General features: G+C 57.0%; 14 protein-coding genes. 13 read left to right on the top strand and 1 reads right to left on the bottom strand.

All coding sequences use genetic code 11. From position 1 onward, the window contains the following. The first annotated feature begins 37 nt into the window (after window positions 1-37). From AC3WJP_RS17885 to AC3WJP_RS17825, 13 genes are all read left to right on the top strand, one after another. On the top strand, window positions 38-1051 hold the full coding sequence (locus AC3WJP_RS17885) for a glycosyltransferase family 2 protein (RefSeq protein ID WP_493723236.1): 1014 nt from the start codon (window positions 38-40) through the stop codon (window positions 1049-1051). Beyond that, the gene (locus AC3WJP_RS17880; protein ID WP_493723237.1) at window positions 1048-1689 is read left to right on the top strand and encodes a class I SAM-dependent methyltransferase; all 642 of its coding nucleotides are present in this window, start codon (window positions 1048-1050) and stop codon (window positions 1687-1689) included. Before AC3WJP_RS17885 ends, AC3WJP_RS17880 begins: the two co-directional genes overlap by 4 nt. Next, window positions 1656-2576 (top strand): hypothetical protein, encoded by a 921-nt coding sequence (locus AC3WJP_RS17875; RefSeq protein WP_493723238.1) that lies wholly within the window; start codon window positions 1656-1658, stop codon window positions 2574-2576. Before AC3WJP_RS17880 ends, AC3WJP_RS17875 begins: the two co-directional genes overlap by 34 nt. Beyond that, window positions 2569-4899 carry a hypothetical protein gene (locus AC3WJP_RS17870; RefSeq protein ID WP_493723239.1) on the top strand — a complete coding sequence of 777 codons (2331 nt, stop codon included), beginning with the start codon at window positions 2569-2571 and terminating at the stop codon, window positions 4897-4899. The genes AC3WJP_RS17875 and AC3WJP_RS17870 overlap by 8 nt, the downstream gene beginning before the upstream one ends. A 371-nt stretch (window positions 4900-5270) precedes the next feature. After that, complete coding sequence (locus tag AC3WJP_RS17865) at window positions 5271-6260, top strand: FAD-binding oxidoreductase (protein ID WP_493723240.1); 990 nt, start codon at window positions 5271-5273, stop codon at window positions 6258-6260. A gap of 12 nt (window positions 6261-6272) precedes the next feature. Further along, window positions 6273-7046 carry a glucose-1-phosphate cytidylyltransferase gene (gene rfbF / locus AC3WJP_RS17860; protein ID WP_493723241.1) on the top strand — a complete coding sequence of 258 codons (774 nt, stop codon included), beginning with the start codon at window positions 6273-6275 and terminating at the stop codon, window positions 7044-7046. Window positions 7047-7054: 8 nt separating this feature from the next. Further along, window positions 7055-8137, top strand: a complete 1083-nt coding sequence (rfbG, locus tag AC3WJP_RS17855; protein ID WP_493723242.1) for a CDP-glucose 4,6-dehydratase — start codon at window positions 7055-7057, stop codon at window positions 8135-8137. Between the two features lie 28 nt (window positions 8138-8165). Then, the gene (rfbH, locus tag AC3WJP_RS17850; RefSeq protein WP_493723243.1) at window positions 8166-9479 is read left to right on the top strand and encodes a lipopolysaccharide biosynthesis protein RfbH; all 1314 of its coding nucleotides are present in this window, start codon (window positions 8166-8168) and stop codon (window positions 9477-9479) included. A 3-nt stretch (window positions 9480-9482) separates the two neighbouring features. Next, window positions 9483-11198: a thiamine pyrophosphate-binding protein gene (locus AC3WJP_RS17845; RefSeq protein WP_493723244.1), complete on the top strand. Its 1716-nt coding sequence runs from the start codon at window positions 9483-9485 to the stop codon at window positions 11196-11198. Continuing rightward, complete coding sequence (locus AC3WJP_RS17840) at window positions 11195-12130, top strand: NAD-dependent epimerase/dehydratase family protein (protein ID WP_493723245.1); 936 nt, start codon at window positions 11195-11197, stop codon at window positions 12128-12130. Before AC3WJP_RS17845 ends, AC3WJP_RS17840 begins: the two co-directional genes overlap by 4 nt. Continuing rightward, window positions 12117-12521 (top strand): GtrA family protein, encoded by a 405-nt coding sequence (locus AC3WJP_RS17835; protein WP_493723246.1) that lies wholly within the window; start codon window positions 12117-12119, stop codon window positions 12519-12521. Before AC3WJP_RS17840 ends, AC3WJP_RS17835 begins: the two co-directional genes overlap by 14 nt. After that, a complete protein-coding gene (locus tag AC3WJP_RS17830) occupies window positions 12514-13446 on the top strand; it encodes a glycosyltransferase family 2 protein (RefSeq protein WP_493723247.1) in 933 nt (310 codons plus the stop codon). Before AC3WJP_RS17835 ends, AC3WJP_RS17830 begins: the two co-directional genes overlap by 8 nt. Window positions 13447-13465: 19 nt before the next feature. Then, on the top strand, window positions 13466-15757 hold the full coding sequence (locus AC3WJP_RS17825) for a DUF7024 domain-containing protein (protein ID WP_493723248.1): 2292 nt from the start codon (window positions 13466-13468) through the stop codon (window positions 15755-15757). Window positions 15758-15830: 73 nt separating this feature from the next. Here AC3WJP_RS17825 and AC3WJP_RS17820 read toward each other — a convergent pair whose 3' ends face one another. After that, window positions 15831-17855: a hypothetical protein gene (locus AC3WJP_RS17820; protein ID WP_493723249.1), complete on the bottom strand. Its 2025-nt coding sequence runs from the start codon at window positions 17853-17855 to the stop codon at window positions 15831-15833. Window positions 17856-17978 lie beyond the last annotated feature (123 nt).

Here is a 17978-nt window from a genome sequence, read left to right as displayed (position 1 = left end):
TCAATCCACTTCCGGCATTGGCAATCAAGCATCCTCAATGAAACTGATCATACAAATTCCCTGTTTTAATGAAGCGCAGACCCTCCCCATCGCGCTGGCAGCACTACCGCGCAAGGTCCCAGGATTCACCTCGGTTGAATGGCTGATCATTGATGATGGCAGTCAGGATGACACCGTTGAGGTTGCCAAGCGCAACGGTGTAGACCATGTGATTCGGCACCCCAGCAACAAGGGACTCGCGAGAGCCTTCATGAGCGGACTGGATGCATGCCTGCGACTGGGCGCCGACGTGATCGTGAATACCGACGCCGACAATCAATACAATGCAGACGACATACCGGTGCTTGTTGAGCCCATCCTCCAACACCGGGCGGAGTTGGTAGTCGGCGCCCGCCCTATCCACACCATCGAACACTTCTCGCCAGTAAAGAAACTGCTGCAGAAACTAGGCAGCTGGGTGGTCCGGGTCGCCAGCAAAACTGATATTCCCGATGCCCCCAGCGGATTTCGTGCCATCAGCCGATCGGCAGCGCAACGTCTGATGGTATTCAATGACTACACCTATACGCTCGAGACGATCATCCAGGCTGGCCAGAAAAACATGGCGATCACTTCCGTGCCGATTCGGGTGAACGAGGATCTGCGACCGTCCCGTCTGGTCAAAAGCATTCCCTCCTATATCAAGCGCAGCATCGTCACCATCATACGAATCTTTATTATCTATCGCCCTTTCACCTTCTTTGGATCCATCGGCGCCGTGCTGTTTGGAGTCGGCATGCTGATCGGACTGCGCTTCATGTGGTTCTATTTCAGCGGCGTGGGAGAAGGCCATGTGCAGTCGCTGATTCTGGCATCGGTGTTCCTCGGTATCGGTTTTCAAACGTTACTCGTCGCCTTCGTCGCAGACCTGCTGGCCGCCAATAGAAAACTGCTCGAAGACATACGCTTCAAGGTAGCCAGCGCAGCGCGCGACCATCACGATGAATCAGTCGGCACTGTCGATACGACTGCATCAGAGCCCTCCACGACGAATGTGAACAGCCTGTCATGAAAATCAAAACCTCCGGCGGAGCGGAAGAAGACGGCATAGTGACCGGCAATGCCTATGACAAATACGGGTCGAAAAACCCCATCGTCAAATGGATGATGAAAGGGTTCGAGTCATCCCTGTCCAACTTCGTGGCAAAGGCGGCGCCCCGATCCATCCATGAGATCGGCTGTGGCGAAGGTTATTGGGTGTTGGCCTGGACGGAGCAAGGACTGCACGCTCGAGGCTGTGACTTTTCCAAAACCGTTATCGAACTGGCACGAGAAAACTCAACTGCGCGTGGCTTAGCGCCTTCGATCTTTGAATCACGCAGCATCTACGATCTTGAAGCGACCAGGGACAGTGCTGACCTGATGGTGTGCTGCGAAGTACTCGAGCATCTGGAAGATCCCGAGGCCGGGTTACAAGCCCTGCAACGCGTGACCACTGGGCATTTGATCCTCAGCGTGCCTCGCGAGCCGTTATGGCGTGCGCTCAACTTTGCACGCGGCAAATACATCATGCAGCTTGGGAATACCCCGGGCCACCTTCAGCACTGGTCGAAGCAAAGCTTCATCGCGCTGGTTTCGAAGTATTTTGACGTCATCGAAACCAGTAGTCCCCTGCCTTGGACGATGCTGTTATGCCGTCCGCGGAATTGAGCCTCAAATCCAGTATTCGTCAAAAATTACACTGGCTGGGTAGCGCGTTCGCCCTCGTCGGCATCATTTTTGTCGTCATCCGGATGCGCACCTACTGGCTCGAACTCGACTTTTCGAAAGTCACGCTGCATGTCTGGCTGGCTATCGGCACCCTTGCAATTGTTTATGGTTTGGCCAATACCCTGCTCGCGTCGGCATGGCGGCATCTACTGATACACCTGGGGGTGCCTGTATCAAGGCAAGGGTCCATCAGGATCTACGGAATATCGCAACTCGCCAAATACCTTCCAGGCAATATTTTCCATCTGGCCGGACGGCAAGCCCTGGGCATGGCAGCCGGGTTACCTACCGGAGCTCTTGCCAAGTCGACGCTGTGGGAACTGGGGTTGATCGTAGTGACTGCGGCGCTGTTCAGTTCGCTGGTACTTCCAATGCTCCTGCCGGGTTTTTCGGTAATATTTTGCGCTCCCATATTGCTGGGGTCTGCCTGGATCTTCACCCAGGTGCTGCGCCAATTCGGTAGCCCGCAAACGGTAAAGGCATTTATTAACCAAGCGATTTTTCTCGCGATCTCTGCTGCGATATTCACCCTTCTGGTGGGCGTCATCTCCACGAACCAAGTCATTCCCGGGCAACTTTGGCCGACGATTGGCGGCGCCTACATCGTCGCCTGGCTTGTCGGTCTGGTCACTCCCGGAGCGCCTGCAGGAGTGGGGGTGCGCGAAATGATTTTGCTGTTACTACTTAAGGGGGCCGTACAAGAGGCCGACCTGCTCATGGCCATTCTTCTGGGCAGACTTGTAACAGTAACGGGCGACTTATTATTTTTTGTCTGCGCGTCGCTTCTCCAACCAAGAGCAACCCTCACGGATACAGACGATGTTTGAACGTAAGAAATGGACCCGCTGGGAGGTGCTGTTCGCCTTTCTGGCCATTGCTTTTGTACTCTTTATTCAGGAGGCAATCCCCTTCCTGATGATGCCGACACTTGGGCAGGCCGTCTGGTCGATGGGGTTTTCCGAGTCGCTTGCAAATGGATCCCTATTCAGCGTCTTCGCCCACAACTTCGGCATCCCCAAACCTGCCGCAATCGCTTTCGGACTTGCCGGCGCCTGGCCCGCAAGCCTTTTTATCAGGTTGGGCATGTCTGCCGCCGACGCTTATTCAAGCACCGCTGCACTGTGGTTAGGACTGGGATTCTTGTCAGCGTACAAGATTGCCTTCAGATTCGGAGCCGCGCGATCGATAGCGCTATTGGGCGCGGTAGCCTGGTCGACGATGCCCGTGATCTGGGCGCATGCGGGTTACAGCATGCTGTCTTGGGGTGTCGGCCTCCTGCCGTTCTACTTCCTGACAGCCTTGAAGCTGGTTCCATCTCGGCCTGAATCTGCCACCATCGCTCTATCGTCTGTCGCTTTGTACTTTATCGCAGCCATCATCGCCATATTCATGGATGGCTATACCTTCATGATGTTTGCGAGTGGGACCAGCATTCTTCTTCTTTACACCCTGATGACTCAGCCCGAACTGCGCAAATCATTGCTGCGGGTAATTATCCCGGTTCATATCGTCAGTTTCGGGGCGGCCTACGTCCTCTACAGCCTTTACATAGGAAAATCCGGCTTCGACACTCCACCCATCGATTTTTTCAGGGGATGGGGTGTCGATTTGACCTATATCACCGCGCCGACGCGAGGCGTGCAGTGGTTACCCGACTTTCTGGGCCTGAGCGTCAAGCGCACCGATGAAGTGCACTTCGGCGATGCATCTGTATGGACCACCACATTTTTCTTGCCGACATTGCTATTGGGCATCGCGGGATGGTGGCGCACTCGGTCCAGCATGAAGCGCTCATCCTGCTTCCTGTTGATCGCGATCTTTGGCATTTATATGGCCCTGGGACCTTCTCTGAAGGTTAATTCGGTAAAACCTGAATCCTTGCAATTAAGCCATCCCCAGCAACAAAGTGCATTGATGCCAGCCAGCCTCGCGTTAATGCCGACAGGAACGGCATGGATTTCGGAGAAATTACCCGGCTTCAACGTCATGCGTGCCTCCTACCGCTGGTCGGCCTTGGGCATTTTTGCACTGTGGGCACTGATGATGATGTGGGCCTCCCAGGCTGAAGGAAAATTTCAAAGGGCTTGGATGCCGGCATTGGCCGCACTGATCGTCATCAACCTTCCGAACGTACAAGGCCGGTGGGAGAATGGCACTGACTATCGACTTATGTTCAAACAGATCGACAATGATTTCGTAGCGAAACTGTCTGAGCACACCCACCCAGGGGAGAAGGCTTTGTTTCTACCTTGGGGCAACGACTTCATGGCTACCTATGCAGCACCCAAAATTGGCCTGCGTACTTACAATATAGGGGGCGACAAGAACCTCGCTGCGGCGCAGGCAGGCTGGCCACAGGAGCTCACTGGTCTGAGCGCAAACCTCGACGCCGACAGCGCGCAAGCAGCGGCGATGACGCTTATCAGTGGAACGGCCGACACCTTGGTCATACCTTACTTCAACATGCTTTGGGCTCCTCATATATGGCCTTGTCTGGCTCAAACGGCAGCACGACTCACTGAGGAGCAACAGCAGCAGCTTCGCGGGATTCCAGATTTTCGCTGCCCAACTGATAGCAGAAATACGCTGACGCCATTTATTGATGCACTAAAAAAACTAACCCCCGTAGAGGTTTCAGAAACAGACTTGTTCGCCGTGGCCAGATTGCGGCCTGAATTCATAGGTCAACGGGAAAAATCCGAAGCCTCTCTGCTCGAAAACACCCAGTACCCCATTGCAATCAGCCCAAAATTTGATGGGAGCACACTGATACTTCGCGAGGGCTGGTATGGGTTGGAAGCCAAATCCGTGTGGTCGCGCGCAATGGCCAAGATAATGCTCCCGATACCAAAGGACTGCGCAAGTAGCACGTGCAATGCGGTCCTCAGGTTCGTTGCATTCAACGCCAGCGAGGAACGGCCCCTTTCTATAACGTTTACAAGCGCGCAGCCATCATGGCGCTGGAGCGAACAAATACAGGTAAGCTCGGGAAATCCCACACAGGTGACGATCCCCTTCTCCCAGGCCACGGGCGCCCGAATAATTGCCATCTCCATCCCGCAGGCTACGTCTCCTCAAGCCTTGACCGGATCGCCCGACAACAGGGTTCTGGGTATCGCTCTACTACAAATCGATTTAAACAAGGAGTAGAGCTGAAGCTTGATGCAGCGTGCATCAAGGCCTGCAACCTCAGCCTTGTACGCCCCATCTGGCGTCCAAGGCTGACAATCAGCGGATATCGCCCCCGAAGACCGGCCACTTCGCCGGGGACAACCCTATGTAAAATCCATCTCGCAAAATCGAACACAAAAATCAGTATCGGGATGGTAAACTCCCGCTCCCGAAGAATCTTCAGAAGCACTCCAGGCCGGGCCCGCTGCACTGTATCGAGCCCTTTTTTCACCTAGCCTGGAAGCCTCGCACGCCCACGGCTTTCGTTATGTTCATCGCTCAGAAATATTTGAAACATTCCGCCGAGAGTAGCTTCTGCAGCCCTTCAGCATTTCGAATCCGGTAGCCTCATGGTTTCAGTAAAACTTCACAACGGGAAGACGTTCAGTTCCGAGCCGGGCACATCGCTGCTGGACAGCGCCAAAGCCGCGGGTATCACCCTGGAATACAGTTGCCGCACGGGCCGCTGCGGCGTGTGCAAAGCCGCCGTCCTGAGCGGTGAGACTGAAGCGCTGAAGGGCGAGACCTCGCTGACCGCCGAGGAACTTGCCGCCGGCATGATCCTCACCTGCTGCCGCCAGGCCATCAGCGATGTGGAGATCGACGCCGAAGACATCGGTGCGCTCGGCGACATCGTGGTCAAGACCCTGCCCTGCCGGATCGACACGGTTACCCGCCTGGCCGACAACGTGGTCGAAGTGATTCTGCGGGTTCCGCCCACCAGCAAGCTCCATTACCTGCCAGGCCAGTACCTGGACGTGATCGGCGAGGGTGGCCTGCGCCGCAGTTACTCCATCGCCAACGCCCCGCGCGCCGATGGCAAACTGGAATTGCAGATTCGCGAGGTCGAGCAAGGCTCGATGTCGAAATACTGGTTCGGCAGCGCCAAATCGAACGACCTGCTGCGCCTGGAGGGCCCGCTCGGCACCTTCTGCCTGCGCGACAAAGACGCCAGCACCCTGGTGTTCCTCGCCACTGGCACTGGCATCGCGCCCGTGAAGGCGATACTCGAGCAACTGCTGGGCAACCCGGAGCTCGGCGCAGGCAAGCAAATTCTCATTTATTGGGGCGGGCGCACGCCGGCCGATATCTATTGGGCACCCCGACTCGAAGGGCTGAACGCGACGTTCATTCCGGTGCTGTCACGGGCCAGCACCGACTGGCAAGGGCGCACCGGCTACATACAAGCCGCGTTGCTCGAAGACGGTATCGACCTTACCAAGGCAGTCGTCTACGCCTGTGGGTCGGAGGATATGATCCATTCGGCCCGTGAGGCACTCATAGTTGCCGGGTTGCCTGTCAAACACTTTTACTCAGATGCATTCGTGAGTTCGAACTAACAAGGAGCGGTTATGAAAGCAGTCATTTTGGCAGGTGGACTGGGGACTCGCTTGAGCGAAGAGACAGGCACTCGGCCCAAACCCATGGTCGAGATCGGCGGCAAGCCGATCCTGTGGCACATCATGAAGATGTACTCCTCCCACGGCATCAATGACTTCGTGATCTGCTGTGGCTACAAGGGCTACATGATCAAGGAGTACTTCGCCAACTACTTCCTGCACACGTCGGACATCACCTTCAACATGCGTGACAACAGCATGAAGGTCCACGACAAGCGTGCCGAAGACTGGAACGTGACGCTGGTGGATACCGGTGAAACCTCCATGACCGGCGGTCGCCTGCGCCGCGTGGCGGACTACGTTCGCGACGATGAAGCGTTCTGCTTCACCTATGGCGACGGCGTCGGCAGCATGGACATCCGCGCCACCATCGACTTCCACAAGCGCCACGGCAAGGCCGCGACACTGACCGCCACCTATCCGCCAGGCCGCTTCGGCGCGCTGGACATCGCCGATGGCCGCGTCCTCAATTTCAAGGAAAAGCCCAAAGGTGACGGCGCCATGATCAATGGCGGTTTCTTCGTGCTTTCGCCTCAGGTGCTGGACTACCTCAAGGACGACAGCACGGTATGGGAGCAGGACCCGCTGATGAAGCTGGCCGAAGATGGCCAACTGATGGCTTTCGAGCATCCAGGTTTCTGGCAGCCAATGGACACCCTGCACGACAAGACCCTGCTCGAGAAGTTGTGGCAGACTGGCGCCGCGCCTTGGAAATCCTGGAGCTGACATCGCTTATGAAAGCTTCCGTATCCCCTGCCTTCTGGCAGGGCAAGAAGGTATTCCTCACCGGCCACACCGGCTTCAAGGGCAGCTGGCTGGCCCTATGGCTGCAAGGCATGGGCGCGCAGGTCAAAGGCTATGCTCTCGCCCCGCCGACTACGCCTTCGCTGTTCGAGCAAGCGCAGGTCGAGCGTGGCATGACGTCGGAAATCGGTGACATCCGCGACCTGCAGGCCGTTACCGAGAGTATGGTGGCGTTCAACCCGGATATCCTGATCCATATGGCGGCTCAGCCGCTGGTCAGGCTTTCGTATCGAGAGCCGGTGGAAACCTACGCTACCAACGTGATGGGTACCGTTCACGTGCTGGAGGCCGCGCGCAAGTGCCCCGCCCTGCGCGCGATCGTCAACGTGACCACCGACAAATGCTACGAAAACCAGGAATGGGAATGGGGCTATCGTGAAAACGAACCCATGGGCGGCCACGACCCGTACAGCAACAGCAAGGGGTGTGTGGAGCTGGTCACCAGTGCCTATCGCAACTCCTTCTTCAATACAGAGCACGGCGCTGCCCTGGCTTCAGCGCGCGCCGGCAATGTCATCGGCGGTGGCGACTGGGCCGATGACCGGTTGATTCCGGATATTCTCCGTGCCGTGGAGCAGGGCAAGCCCGTTGTGGTACGCAACCCGCTTGCCACCCGCCCGTGGCAACACGTACTGGAGCCACTGAGCGGTTACCTTGTCCTCGCCCAGCACCTGTGGGAGCATGGTCATAAATTCGCGCAAGGCTGGAACTTCGGGCCTAAAGACGAAGACGCGCGCCCTGTCGAGTGGATACTCGACCATATGGTGCAGGCGTGGGGAGCGGGCGCCAGCTGGCAGCTCGACGAGAATCCACAGCCGCACGAAGCACGTTATTTGAAACTGGATATTTCCAAAGCCCGCGCTCACCTGAAATGGGAGCCGACCTGGGGCCTGGAAACCACCCTGACCCATATCGTCAACTGGCATCGCAGCTGGTTGCGCCATGACGATATGCACGCTCGTTGCGTGGACGAAATCAACAGCTACATGGCAGCCATGGCCTCTGGCGCCTAACCGATAATTAGCTTGAGCAGGAACTATTATGACCCCCGATATGATCCGTCAGGAAATCAGCCAGCTTGTAGAGCGCTACGCCCAGACTGCCCTGGCGGCCAAACCCTTTGTTGGGGGCGAAACCGTTATCCCTCCCTCGGGCAAGGTGATTGGCGCCCGTGAACTGCAGCTGATGGTCGAGGCCTCGCTGGACGGCTGGCTCACCACGGGCCGCTTCAACGCGGAATTCGAAAAGAAGCTGGCGGCGTTCATCGGCGTCAACTATTTGCTGACCGTCAACTCTGGTTCTTCGGCCAACCTGGTGGCTTTCAGCACCCTCACCTCGCCGAAGCTGGGCGACCGTGCGATCAAGAAAGGCGACGAAGTGATCGGCGTTGCCGCCGGCTTCCCGACCACCGTCAACCCGATCGTGCAGTTCGGCGCGATCCCGGTGTTCGTCGACGTCGACATGGCCACCCACAACATCAACGCAGACCTGATCGAAGCGGCCATTACGCCAAAGACCAAGGCGATCATGCTTGCTCACACCCTGGGCAACCCGTTCAACCTCGGCAAGGTCAAAGCCATCTGCGAGAAGTACAACCTGTGGCTGGTCGAAGACTGCTGCGACGCACTGGGCGCAACCTATGACGGCAAGATGGTCGGCACCTTTGGCGACATCGCCACGCTCAGCTTCTACCCCGCGCACCACATCACCATGGGTGAAGGCGGCGCGGTGTTCACTAACAACGCGCAACTGCGCCTGATCGCCGAATCGTTCCGTGACTGGGGCCGCGACTGCTACTGCGCACCTGGTTGCGACGACACCTGCGGCAACCGTTTCGGCCAGCAGTTCGGCAGCCTGCCTCAAGGTTACGATCACAAGTACGTGTATGCCCACCTCGGCTACAACTTGAAGATCTCCGACATGCAAGCCGCCTGCGGCCTGGCCCAGCTAGACCGCGCGCCCGAGTTCATCGAGACCCGCAAACGCAACTTCAAACTGTTGAAAGAACGCTTGGCCAGCCTCAGCGACTTCCTGGAAATCACCGAGCCTACGCCTAACAGCGACCCTTCGTGGTTCGGCTTCCCGGTCACCTTGAAAGAGAGCGCGGGCGTCAAGCGTGTCGACCTGCTGAAGTTCCTTGACCAGCACAAGATCGGCACCCGCTTGCTGTTCGCTGGCAACCTGACCCGCCAGCCTTACTTCCACGGCGTGGAATACCGCGTGGTGGGCGAGCTGACCAACACTGATCGCACCATGAACCAGACCTTCTGGCTGGGCGTGCAGCCGTCGCTGGGGCAGGAACATTTCGACTATGTCGGTGAAAAACTGGAAGAGTTCTTCGGGATCGGTTTCTAATTTATGAAAGCATCGGATGCAGTCGCAAAGGTTCTGGCGGACACCCAAGTCCTCTACGGTTTCGAGCTCATCGGGGGCATGATCGCCCATCTGGTGGACAGTATTAACTTGCTCGGCAAGACCAAGTTGGTGTCCATGCACCATGAGCAAGGGGCCGCCTTCGCTGCATCCGCTGTCGCACGTGCGACGAATCACAAGGTGATGGGCGTGGCGCTGGGCACCAGCGGCCCCGGTGCCACGAACCTGATCACCGGAATTGCCGATTGCTGGTTGGACAGCCACCCGTGTCTGTTTCTGACTGGCCAGGTCAATACCCATGAACTCAAAGGCGAGCGGGCCATCCGCCAGCAGGGTTTTCAGGAACTTGACAGCGTTGCCTTGGTAAGCAGCATCACCAAGTATGCTCACCAGGTCACTCACATCGAAGAGCTGATCCCGAGCCTCCTCAAAGCGATCACCATCGCCCGTGAGGGACGCCCAGGGCCTGTACTGCTGGACATCCCCATGGATATCCAACGCGCTGAAATCGATGATGCGGTACTGGATGAATTGTTGACCACCTGGGCCCGCGCTTCGACGCAAGCTCCGGTGCAAGATGCCTCGTACGACGACGTCTGGGCATTGCTGCAGAAAGCAGAAAAACCCTTGTTCCTTATTGGTGGCGGCGCAGTGAACATGCCTGGCTTCAGCCAATTTCTGAGCGAGGTCAAAAAACTCGGCATCCCCCACGTTGCCAGCCTCAAAGGTGCAGAAAAGCTAAGCGCCAGCGAGCACTACCTGGGCATGCTGGGCGCCTACGGCACTCGCGCAGCCAACCATGCCGTGCAGAACTGCGACCTGCTGGTGGTCTTTGGCAGCCGCATGGACGTGCGCCAGACCGGCGCCAAGACAGAAACCTTCGCAGCAAACGCGCACATCGTGCAGTTTGATCTGGACCCAGCTCAGTTGGATAACCGAGTCAAGGCACAGCAATCGATCAACGCCAACCTCGAAGCGGTATTCGCCTCCTTCATCGCAAACGCCTCCAAGTTGCCACCTTCCTCTGCGGCCTGGCGCGCGCAGCTGGCACAGGCGTTCGAACAATCGTTCCTGGACGAATACTCGGAGTGGAGCATCAGCCCATTCGAGTTGTTCAATACCCTAAACGCTCTGACTGCGGAGCGCGCGCTGGACTACGTTGTCGACGTGGGCAACAACCAGATGTGGGCTGCACACACATTGCGTCTGGGCCCGCGCCAGGCCATGCATCACTCCGGTGGCCTCGGCACGATGGGCTTCGCCATTCCCGCTGCCGTGGGTGCCTGCATCGCCGGCGACAAACCGGTTGTGGTCATTACCGGCGACGGTGGCGCTCAGCTCAACATTCAGGAACTGGACATCATTTCCCGCGAGCGCTTGCCTATCCTGACGATCGTGCTGAACAACCACTCGTTGGGCATGGTGCGCGGCTTCCAGGAAATGTATTTCGAGGGCCGCAACTCCTCGACTTATTGGGATGGCTATACCTCGCAGTTCCAGGCGCTAGGGGCCGCCTATGGCATTCACTCGTTGAGCGTAATCGGGCTGGAGGCCTTCAAGGCCGCAGTGGTCGAGTTCCTCGCCGACCGCAAGCCGATGCTTATCGAAGTATTGATGCCTGATGCGCGGGAATGCCGGCCGCGCCTGGAATTCGGCCGTCCCATCGACGAGCAGTCGCCGCTGCTGGAACTAGGCCAATGAGGCTGGCCATCCTTGGCGCGAGCAGCCATATCGCCAAGGACCTGATAGCCAACCTCGCCGAGCACACGGCTTACCAGTGCACACTGTTCGTGCGTACGCCCAAGGCCCTGGATACCAAGCTACGGGGAATAGCCGAGAGCAAGGGTTACGCCGTTCTCGACTACGCCGGTTTCGATGACAGCTGCCAGTTCGATGCGATCATCAACTTCGTAGGGGTCGGTGACCCGGCCAGGGCCGTGCAAATGGGCTCGTCTATCTTTACCGTCACCGAACAGTACGACAATCTGGCCTTGGCCTATCTGGCCAGCCACCCTGGGTGCCGATATATCTACCTGAGCAGCGGCGCTGCCTACGGCAGCAATTTTGCAACACCGATCACCGAGGCATCGGCCGCGGTCTTCCCCATCAATGCCCTGCAGCCCCAGCATTGGTACGGCGCCGCCAAATTCCAGGCCGAGTGCCGCCACCGTGCGCTACCGGATGCTGCGATCGTCGATGTGCGGGTGTTCAGCTACTTCAGCCATCGCCAGGCGCCCGAAGCGCGGTTTTTCCTCAGCGACATCCTGCGGACACTGCACGCCGGCACGGTGCTGGAAGTCGCGCCCGACGATATGCTCCGGGACTACCTCACCCCTGCCGACTTCATGCAGTTGATCGACCGCATACTGCAGGCCCCTGCGTGCAACGCCGCGGTGGACTGTTACAGCCTCGCGCCGGTCGGCAAGTTCGAGTTGCTGGCAGCGCTGGACGAGCAGTTTGGCCTGAAATTCACCGTGGCGGGCGACCGGGCCCGTGTCAACGCCACCGGTCCCAAGGCACATTACTATTCGCACAATCGCAAGGCCGAGCAGTTGTTCGGCTACGTGCCCGGCGACTCTTCGCTCAGTGGCCTGTTGCGTGAGACCAGGCAGGCCCTGCATGCAAGAAACTGAAAAAGGATTGCCGCGGCTGCGTGCACTGCTGAAAGTGAAACTGGTCCGGTTTCTGTTGGTGGGCATAATGAACGCGGTGTTCGGCTACGGTTGCTTTGCCGGATTTCTCTACCTTGGCCTGCATTACAGTGCGGCCCTGCTATTGGCCACAATCCTGGGCGTCATGTTCAACTTCAAGAGCACTGGGGCGTTGGTGTTCGGCTCGAAGAACAACAAGCTCATCTTTCGCTTCGTGGTCGGCTACGCCGTTGTCTATGGTGCCAACGTGGCAGGGATTGCGGCACTCGAATTAGTAGGCGTGAACCCCTATCTGGCCGGTATCGCTTTGATCGTGCCCATGGCCCTACTCTCATTTGTCATTAATAACAGGTATGTTTTCAATTATGCGTAAGCTCATCAGCATAGTGACACCTTGCTACAACGAAGAAGCCAACATTGATGAGCTTTATCAGCGCATCGTCGAGGTGATGTCCCGCCTTGACTACGATTACGAACATATCTTCATCGACAACTGCTCGACCGATAGCAGCATCGTCAAGTTGCGCGGCCTGGCAGCACAAGACAACCGCGTGAAACTCATTCTCAACGCCCGTAACTTCGGTCATATCCGCTCGCCCTACCATGCCCTGCTGCAGGCGCGAGGCGACGCCGCCGTACTGATCGCCTCCGACCTGCAAGATCCGCCCGAGATGATCGAAGAGTTCGTCAAGAAGTGGGAGGAAGGCTTCAAGACTGTCATGGCGGTAAAACCGGAAAGCGAAGAGTCCCGTTTGATGTTCATCGCACGCCGCGCTTACTACCGCTTCGTCACCCGGATCTCCGAAGTGCCCCTGGTGCAGAATGCTACCGGTGCCGGCCTGTTCGACCGCGCCGTGCTGGATATTCTGAAGAAGATCGACGACCCGTATCCGTACTTCCGTGGCCTGCTGTGTGAAATCGGCTTCCCGATCGCCACGGTGCCGTTCAAGCAGCCTCGACGCATGCGCGGCATCACCAAGAACAATTTCTACACCCTGTATGACATTGCCATGCTCGGCATTACCAACCACTCCAAGGTGCCGCTGCGGCTGATGGTGATGGGGGGCGCATTGCTCGCCGGGCTGAGTCTGTTGGCGGCACTTGGCTTTCTGGTGGCGAAGCTGGCGTTCTGGAACTCATTCCAGATGGGTATCGCGCCATTGCTTATTTCGCTGTTCTTCTTCAGCTCGGTGCAGATCCTGTTCCTGGGTATGCTCGGGGAATACTTGGGCTCGGTTCATACGAAGATTCGCAATATGCCGCTCGTGGTCGAACTCGAACGCGTAAATTTCGATTAAACAATCCGAGCACAAGACTTTGAATTCACAAAATCATATATCTGCGCCTGTTCCTTACAGAACAAGCGCATTCCTGACATGGCGGACCATCCTCGCCAATGACTGGAAGCTGATCCTCATTGGTGCACTTGCCTCATTGGTGCTCGCCAGCCTCATCATGAGCGGCTTTCCGGACGGTTTGACGCCTGACCTGTCGAGGCCCTACGCCTACGCGGGTGACGGTCTGTTCCACGCCTGGATGGCGCAGCGCGTCGCGGAAGGCTGGGTATTCGACAACGTGCGCAGCGGTTATCCGTTTGGCTCGAATTTCCTGGACTTCCCAGGCGCGGACGGCGGCGATCATTTATTGATCAAAATCTTTTCCCTTCTGGGCGGAGGCTGGCCCGCCGGCGTCAAACTGTTCTACCTCTTCGGCTTTCCAACCTGCTTCGTCGCCACCTACGTGGCCGCACGGGCGTTTGGCCTGAACCGCAGTTTTGCATTTGCGACGAGCGTTCTTTATACATTCGCGCCCTTCCACTTTCTGCGGTTACAGCACCTCTTTTACACGTGGTATTTTATCGCCCCGCTGTTTTTCTATCTGGGGCTGGATATATACCTTACACAAGGGCCGGCAAAGCCTGCAGGCATAAAAACCAAGCTTCGCGACCTGCTTGTCATGGTCGTAGGTATGCTGATTCTTGCCTCCTTCGGGGTGTATTACGCCTTGTTCGGGGTCATCATTCTGGCCTCGGCCGGGGTCTTGAGCGCCGTTAAAACGCGAAACGCCTATGGCGTGAGAAAAGCCGCGCTGCTGATTGGCGCAACCGTCTTCGCAGTGTTCATCAATATCGCGCCTAACATGATCGGCACCTATAAAAACGGTCCCAACCTTGAAGTTGCTCAACGCTCAGCTATTGAGTCCGAAACCTACGGGATGAAGATGATGCAGCTGTTGATGCCTCGCCCAGACCATCGGTCAGGGCGCTTGGCCGCGATCGCACAGCGTTATAACCAAGGAACTCCCTTGGTCAACGAAAACTCCACCTCGTCGCTCGGCGTGATCGGTGCTGCAGGTTTCATGCTGGCATTGCTCTATTTTCTCTTCGTTCCTGCTCGTACAGAGTCCGATGACAGGCTTCGCCTGCTGACCGTCACCACCTTCGTGCTGTTCCTGTTCGCGACCATAGGCGGGTTGGGATCACTGTTCGCAATGACCGTCTCAACCTCCATCAGGGCCTGGAACCGAGACAGCATTTTCATCGCCTGCGGTGCACTGCTTTTCCTCTTTACCGCCCTGCAGATCGTCTTGCAGAAGATAGGGCCGCGCTTTGCCAACTACTCAGCGGGCATCGCGGTTGTGCTTATGGTGGTGGGGCTGTTGGACCAAACCGCGTCGCCGTGCAAAAGCTGCACGGCCGCCCAAAATGCCTTGTTCGATAGCGACAAAGATTTTATCCAGTCCATCGAAAAAGCCGTTCCTGCGGGTGGCGCCATCTATCAGTTACCTTACATAGGCTTTCCTGAAGTGCCCATGTTGGAGCGCTTGATCAACTATCAGATGATGGTGGGTGTGTTGCACTCGAAGACGCTGCACTGGAGCTTCGGCGGCATGAAAGGTCGGCCAGGCGACTTGTTCTACCGGGCATTGGCGCAAGAACCGATGGCACGTCAGCTGGAGGTTATCCGCAAGCTTGGTTTCAACGGTATCTATATCGACCGCCGCGGCTACGCAGATAACGGCGCAGCAGTGATCCTGGAATTGTCGCAACTGTTGCAGCAGCAACCGTTGCTTCAGAGCAGCGACAAGGAAATGGTCTTTTTCAAGTTAGAGAATAGCGCGCATCCCGATCTTGCCGGCCTCTCTTTCAAGCAAATTCAGCGCGAATCGGGGTATTTCGGGGACGCTCTGGGCCCACGCTACAGCGCCACGCTGGCGAGCGGGATAGACTTTACCCGCAACGGCATGCCCGAGTTCATAAGCGACGCACAGGGCCTGTACGGCATCGAGCCGTGGGGACGCTGGTCATCCGGGAAAGCAGTGTTTGAATTCGCCACTGCACTGCCGCAGAAATTTACCCTCGTGCTGAAAGCCCAAGCCTACGCGGGCAATGCGCAGCAACCGACTCGGGTTCTGATAGGCAATCGCGAGTACAGCGTTCAGATCACTGCCGGGCTCACCGAAGTGCATCTGGATGTAGATCTCGAGGGTGCAGCTGCCGACCGCATCACCTTCATACCTCCCAAGCCCGTTTCACCAAGCCAGGTCTCCGGAAACACGGACAATCGGATTCTAGGGATTGGTTTCGTATCGATGCGGATCACTCAGTAACCAGCGAAAGGCCTGATCTTCTGACGTAGTACCCAAAGGGCGGCCACTGGCCGCCCTTTTTTACGCCCTCTCATCAGCGTGCTGCGCTATTCGCAGGCATTGGTTCAAGCAGCAGTAAAGTCCCCAGCGAGTTCTGAGCGCTGACCGGATATTTCGAGATGAGCTTAGCATCGTCCAAGAGCGCCAAGGTCTGCGAAGAAGGGGTTCCCACCCCCAGGTAGATGCATTTCACGGGGCCGTTCAACGCACCTGCCATTAGTGCATCCAAGTCGCTCTGGAGCAGTGTTTCGATCATTCCCGGCCCCGGGAGCGGTGAGGCGTTTTGCAACTCTGCGTGGTAGATAGCCTGCCGCCTGGCCAGTATCAAACAGTCTCGCCCTTTATAAGTCGAACGAAGAAACGCGAGTTCGTTAGCCACCACGGGATCTCTTGGCTCCTGAAAGTGTTCGAGTGTGTTGAAACCGGTTGACATCAGATTGGGGCTGGAAAAGGCCAACGTCACAGTACCCAAGCTGACGAAAACAAGAAATGGCAGTGCCAGCAAGCCTGAGAGCACCGAGGTCGAACGATTGCGTAATGAACGCAGGACCAGGTCCGTCAATATCGCACCGGCGATCAGCGCTGGCCACAGGACCATCATCAAGCAGTAGATATGCGAGCGCCCTTGATAGTATGTGAACAGGCCTAGCCCCATCAGTGCAGTACAGAAGAGCACATCGTAAATATGATGATTGACGTGCCGACGCCATGCTGACATTGCAGCAACCGCCGCTGCGGCATACACGATCAAGATGATTTGCCAAGGATGGAACGGCAGTGGCATCGGCAGCATCATGAAGCCCGCCCCGTAGAACAGCTTCTGGGATGCGAGCGCTTCCTGGATCTCGAGCGGCCCCCCTGCCTTGACTCTCAGCGCAATCATCAGGGCCGCGAAAGTCAGCGCCGCTACAGACGAGAATGCCAGCGACGGCAGCACGCTTTTCCATCTGACCTGAGTGAACCAGGGTTTGACCAGCAGGGTTGCGCCAATGGAAACCAGCACCGGTATCCCGGAATCGAAATTCCAGAATATCGCCACACCGGAAACGACACCCAGCACAGCCAGGCGTGCGCGCGTAGGGCTCAAGGAATAGCGAGCGAAAAGCAATAGCGCCAAGGCTGGGCAAATAAAGCGAATGGGGTAGTACTGTACGTAACGTTCCTGAGTAAATCCGTTGAGGTAAAGAAACAAACCAGTGGTCATCAGCAAGGACACAAAGGTCAAAGCCCTCAACAGGCTACTGCGCACATACATGTGAAGAATTGCAGCAATACAAAGGAGCCCGGTGAGCTGCAGCAGGATGAAAAAAGTGTTGATAGCGAGAATACTGATACCGAACAACTTGAAAATCGGTGCAATCAACTCCGGGAACAAACCATATTGAGATGGCAGATCAATGAGTAGAGTCTTTCCAGCGACGACCTGGGTCAAGGCATAAATAGCGGCGTCATAGCTCACCGACCACGCATTGGCGAGCGTAACCGAATCTCCGGAAACCAGCCGGTACGGTGCTATCTGGAAAATCAGCGCCGCCACGCTAGCCGCCACGACCGTCAAAGCCATGGACGAACGGCGTCTATGGCCGCCTTTCCAGGCTTGTAAAAGAACCAATGCGCAGAGCAGAAAAGACAATGCCATCATGGCCGTGCGGCCTATCCCTGCCACGCTAGGCGGGAAGAACAATACATTGATGAAGTCTGAAGCGATGAACGGGCCGACCAGCACGGCAAACAGCAACACGACCATGCCCCCTCGAAGCAATGGGCCGGGAGTCAAACCCCGCAGGAACTTCGCCGCCAGGACCAAGCCTATCGGGGAGAGCGCCGCCAGCAAAACGAACACTGCTCGCTCAACCGGCTCGGGGTTAAGCTGTGATGCTGTCTTGATACGCTCAGCCGCAAATACGGGAATGGGAGGATGACCTCCGATATGGAGGTATATCGCCAGAAAGGTGAGTGCAATGGCGGCAAATACCACGCAGATAACGAAGAAGACTAGGCCAGTCACCTGCCCCTGGACAACATCATGTTTTGCTTGCGTAACGGCGTTCCCGGTCATTGTCAGAGTGCCATGCTAGAGTTAAATCAATAAAAGGTTGAGTGACAGAATTATCGGCTTAACTTCAGTTTCGTACACGACCTGGAGACACAAAGCCCCCGAAGACTCTCGGCTTCGGGGGCT

This window comes from Pseudomonas sp. GW821-FHT01A09, assembly GCF_058986725.1.
This window is presented reverse-complemented; position numbering and strand designations above follow the sequence as displayed.

What these genes read in the sequence shown, in the direction of transcription:
- AC3WJP_RS17885 (WP_493723236.1), top strand. Translation starts at nt 38, where the DNA reads ATGAAACTGATCATACAAATTCCCTGTTTTAATGAAGCGCAGACCCTC.
- AC3WJP_RS17880 (WP_493723237.1), top strand. Translation starts at nt 1,048, where the DNA reads ATGAAAATCAAAACCTCCGGCGGAGCGGAAGAAGACGGCATAGTGACC.
- AC3WJP_RS17870 (WP_493723239.1), top strand. Translation starts at nt 2,569, where the DNA reads ATGTTTGAACGTAAGAAATGGACCCGCTGGGAGGTGCTGTTCGCCTTT.
- AC3WJP_RS17865 (WP_493723240.1), top strand. Translation starts at nt 5,271, where the DNA reads ATGGTTTCAGTAAAACTTCACAACGGGAAGACGTTCAGTTCCGAGCCG.
- rfbF (WP_493723241.1), top strand. Translation starts at nt 6,273, where the DNA reads ATGAAAGCAGTCATTTTGGCAGGTGGACTGGGGACTCGCTTGAGCGAA.
- rfbG (WP_493723242.1), top strand. Translation starts at nt 7,055, where the DNA reads ATGAAAGCTTCCGTATCCCCTGCCTTCTGGCAGGGCAAGAAGGTATTC.
- rfbH (WP_493723243.1), top strand. Translation starts at nt 8,166, where the DNA reads ATGACCCCCGATATGATCCGTCAGGAAATCAGCCAGCTTGTAGAGCGC.
- AC3WJP_RS17845 (WP_493723244.1), top strand. Translation starts at nt 9,483, where the DNA reads ATGAAAGCATCGGATGCAGTCGCAAAGGTTCTGGCGGACACCCAAGTC.
- AC3WJP_RS17840 (WP_493723245.1), top strand. Translation starts at nt 11,195, where the DNA reads ATGAGGCTGGCCATCCTTGGCGCGAGCAGCCATATCGCCAAGGACCTG.
- AC3WJP_RS17835 (WP_493723246.1), top strand. Translation starts at nt 12,117, where the DNA reads ATGCAAGAAACTGAAAAAGGATTGCCGCGGCTGCGTGCACTGCTGAAA.
- AC3WJP_RS17830 (WP_493723247.1), top strand. Translation starts at nt 12,514, where the DNA reads ATGCGTAAGCTCATCAGCATAGTGACACCTTGCTACAACGAAGAAGCC.
- AC3WJP_RS17820 (WP_493723249.1), bottom strand. Translation starts at nt 17,855, where the DNA reads ATGACCGGGAACGCCGTTACGCAAGCAAAACATGATGTTGTCCAGGGG.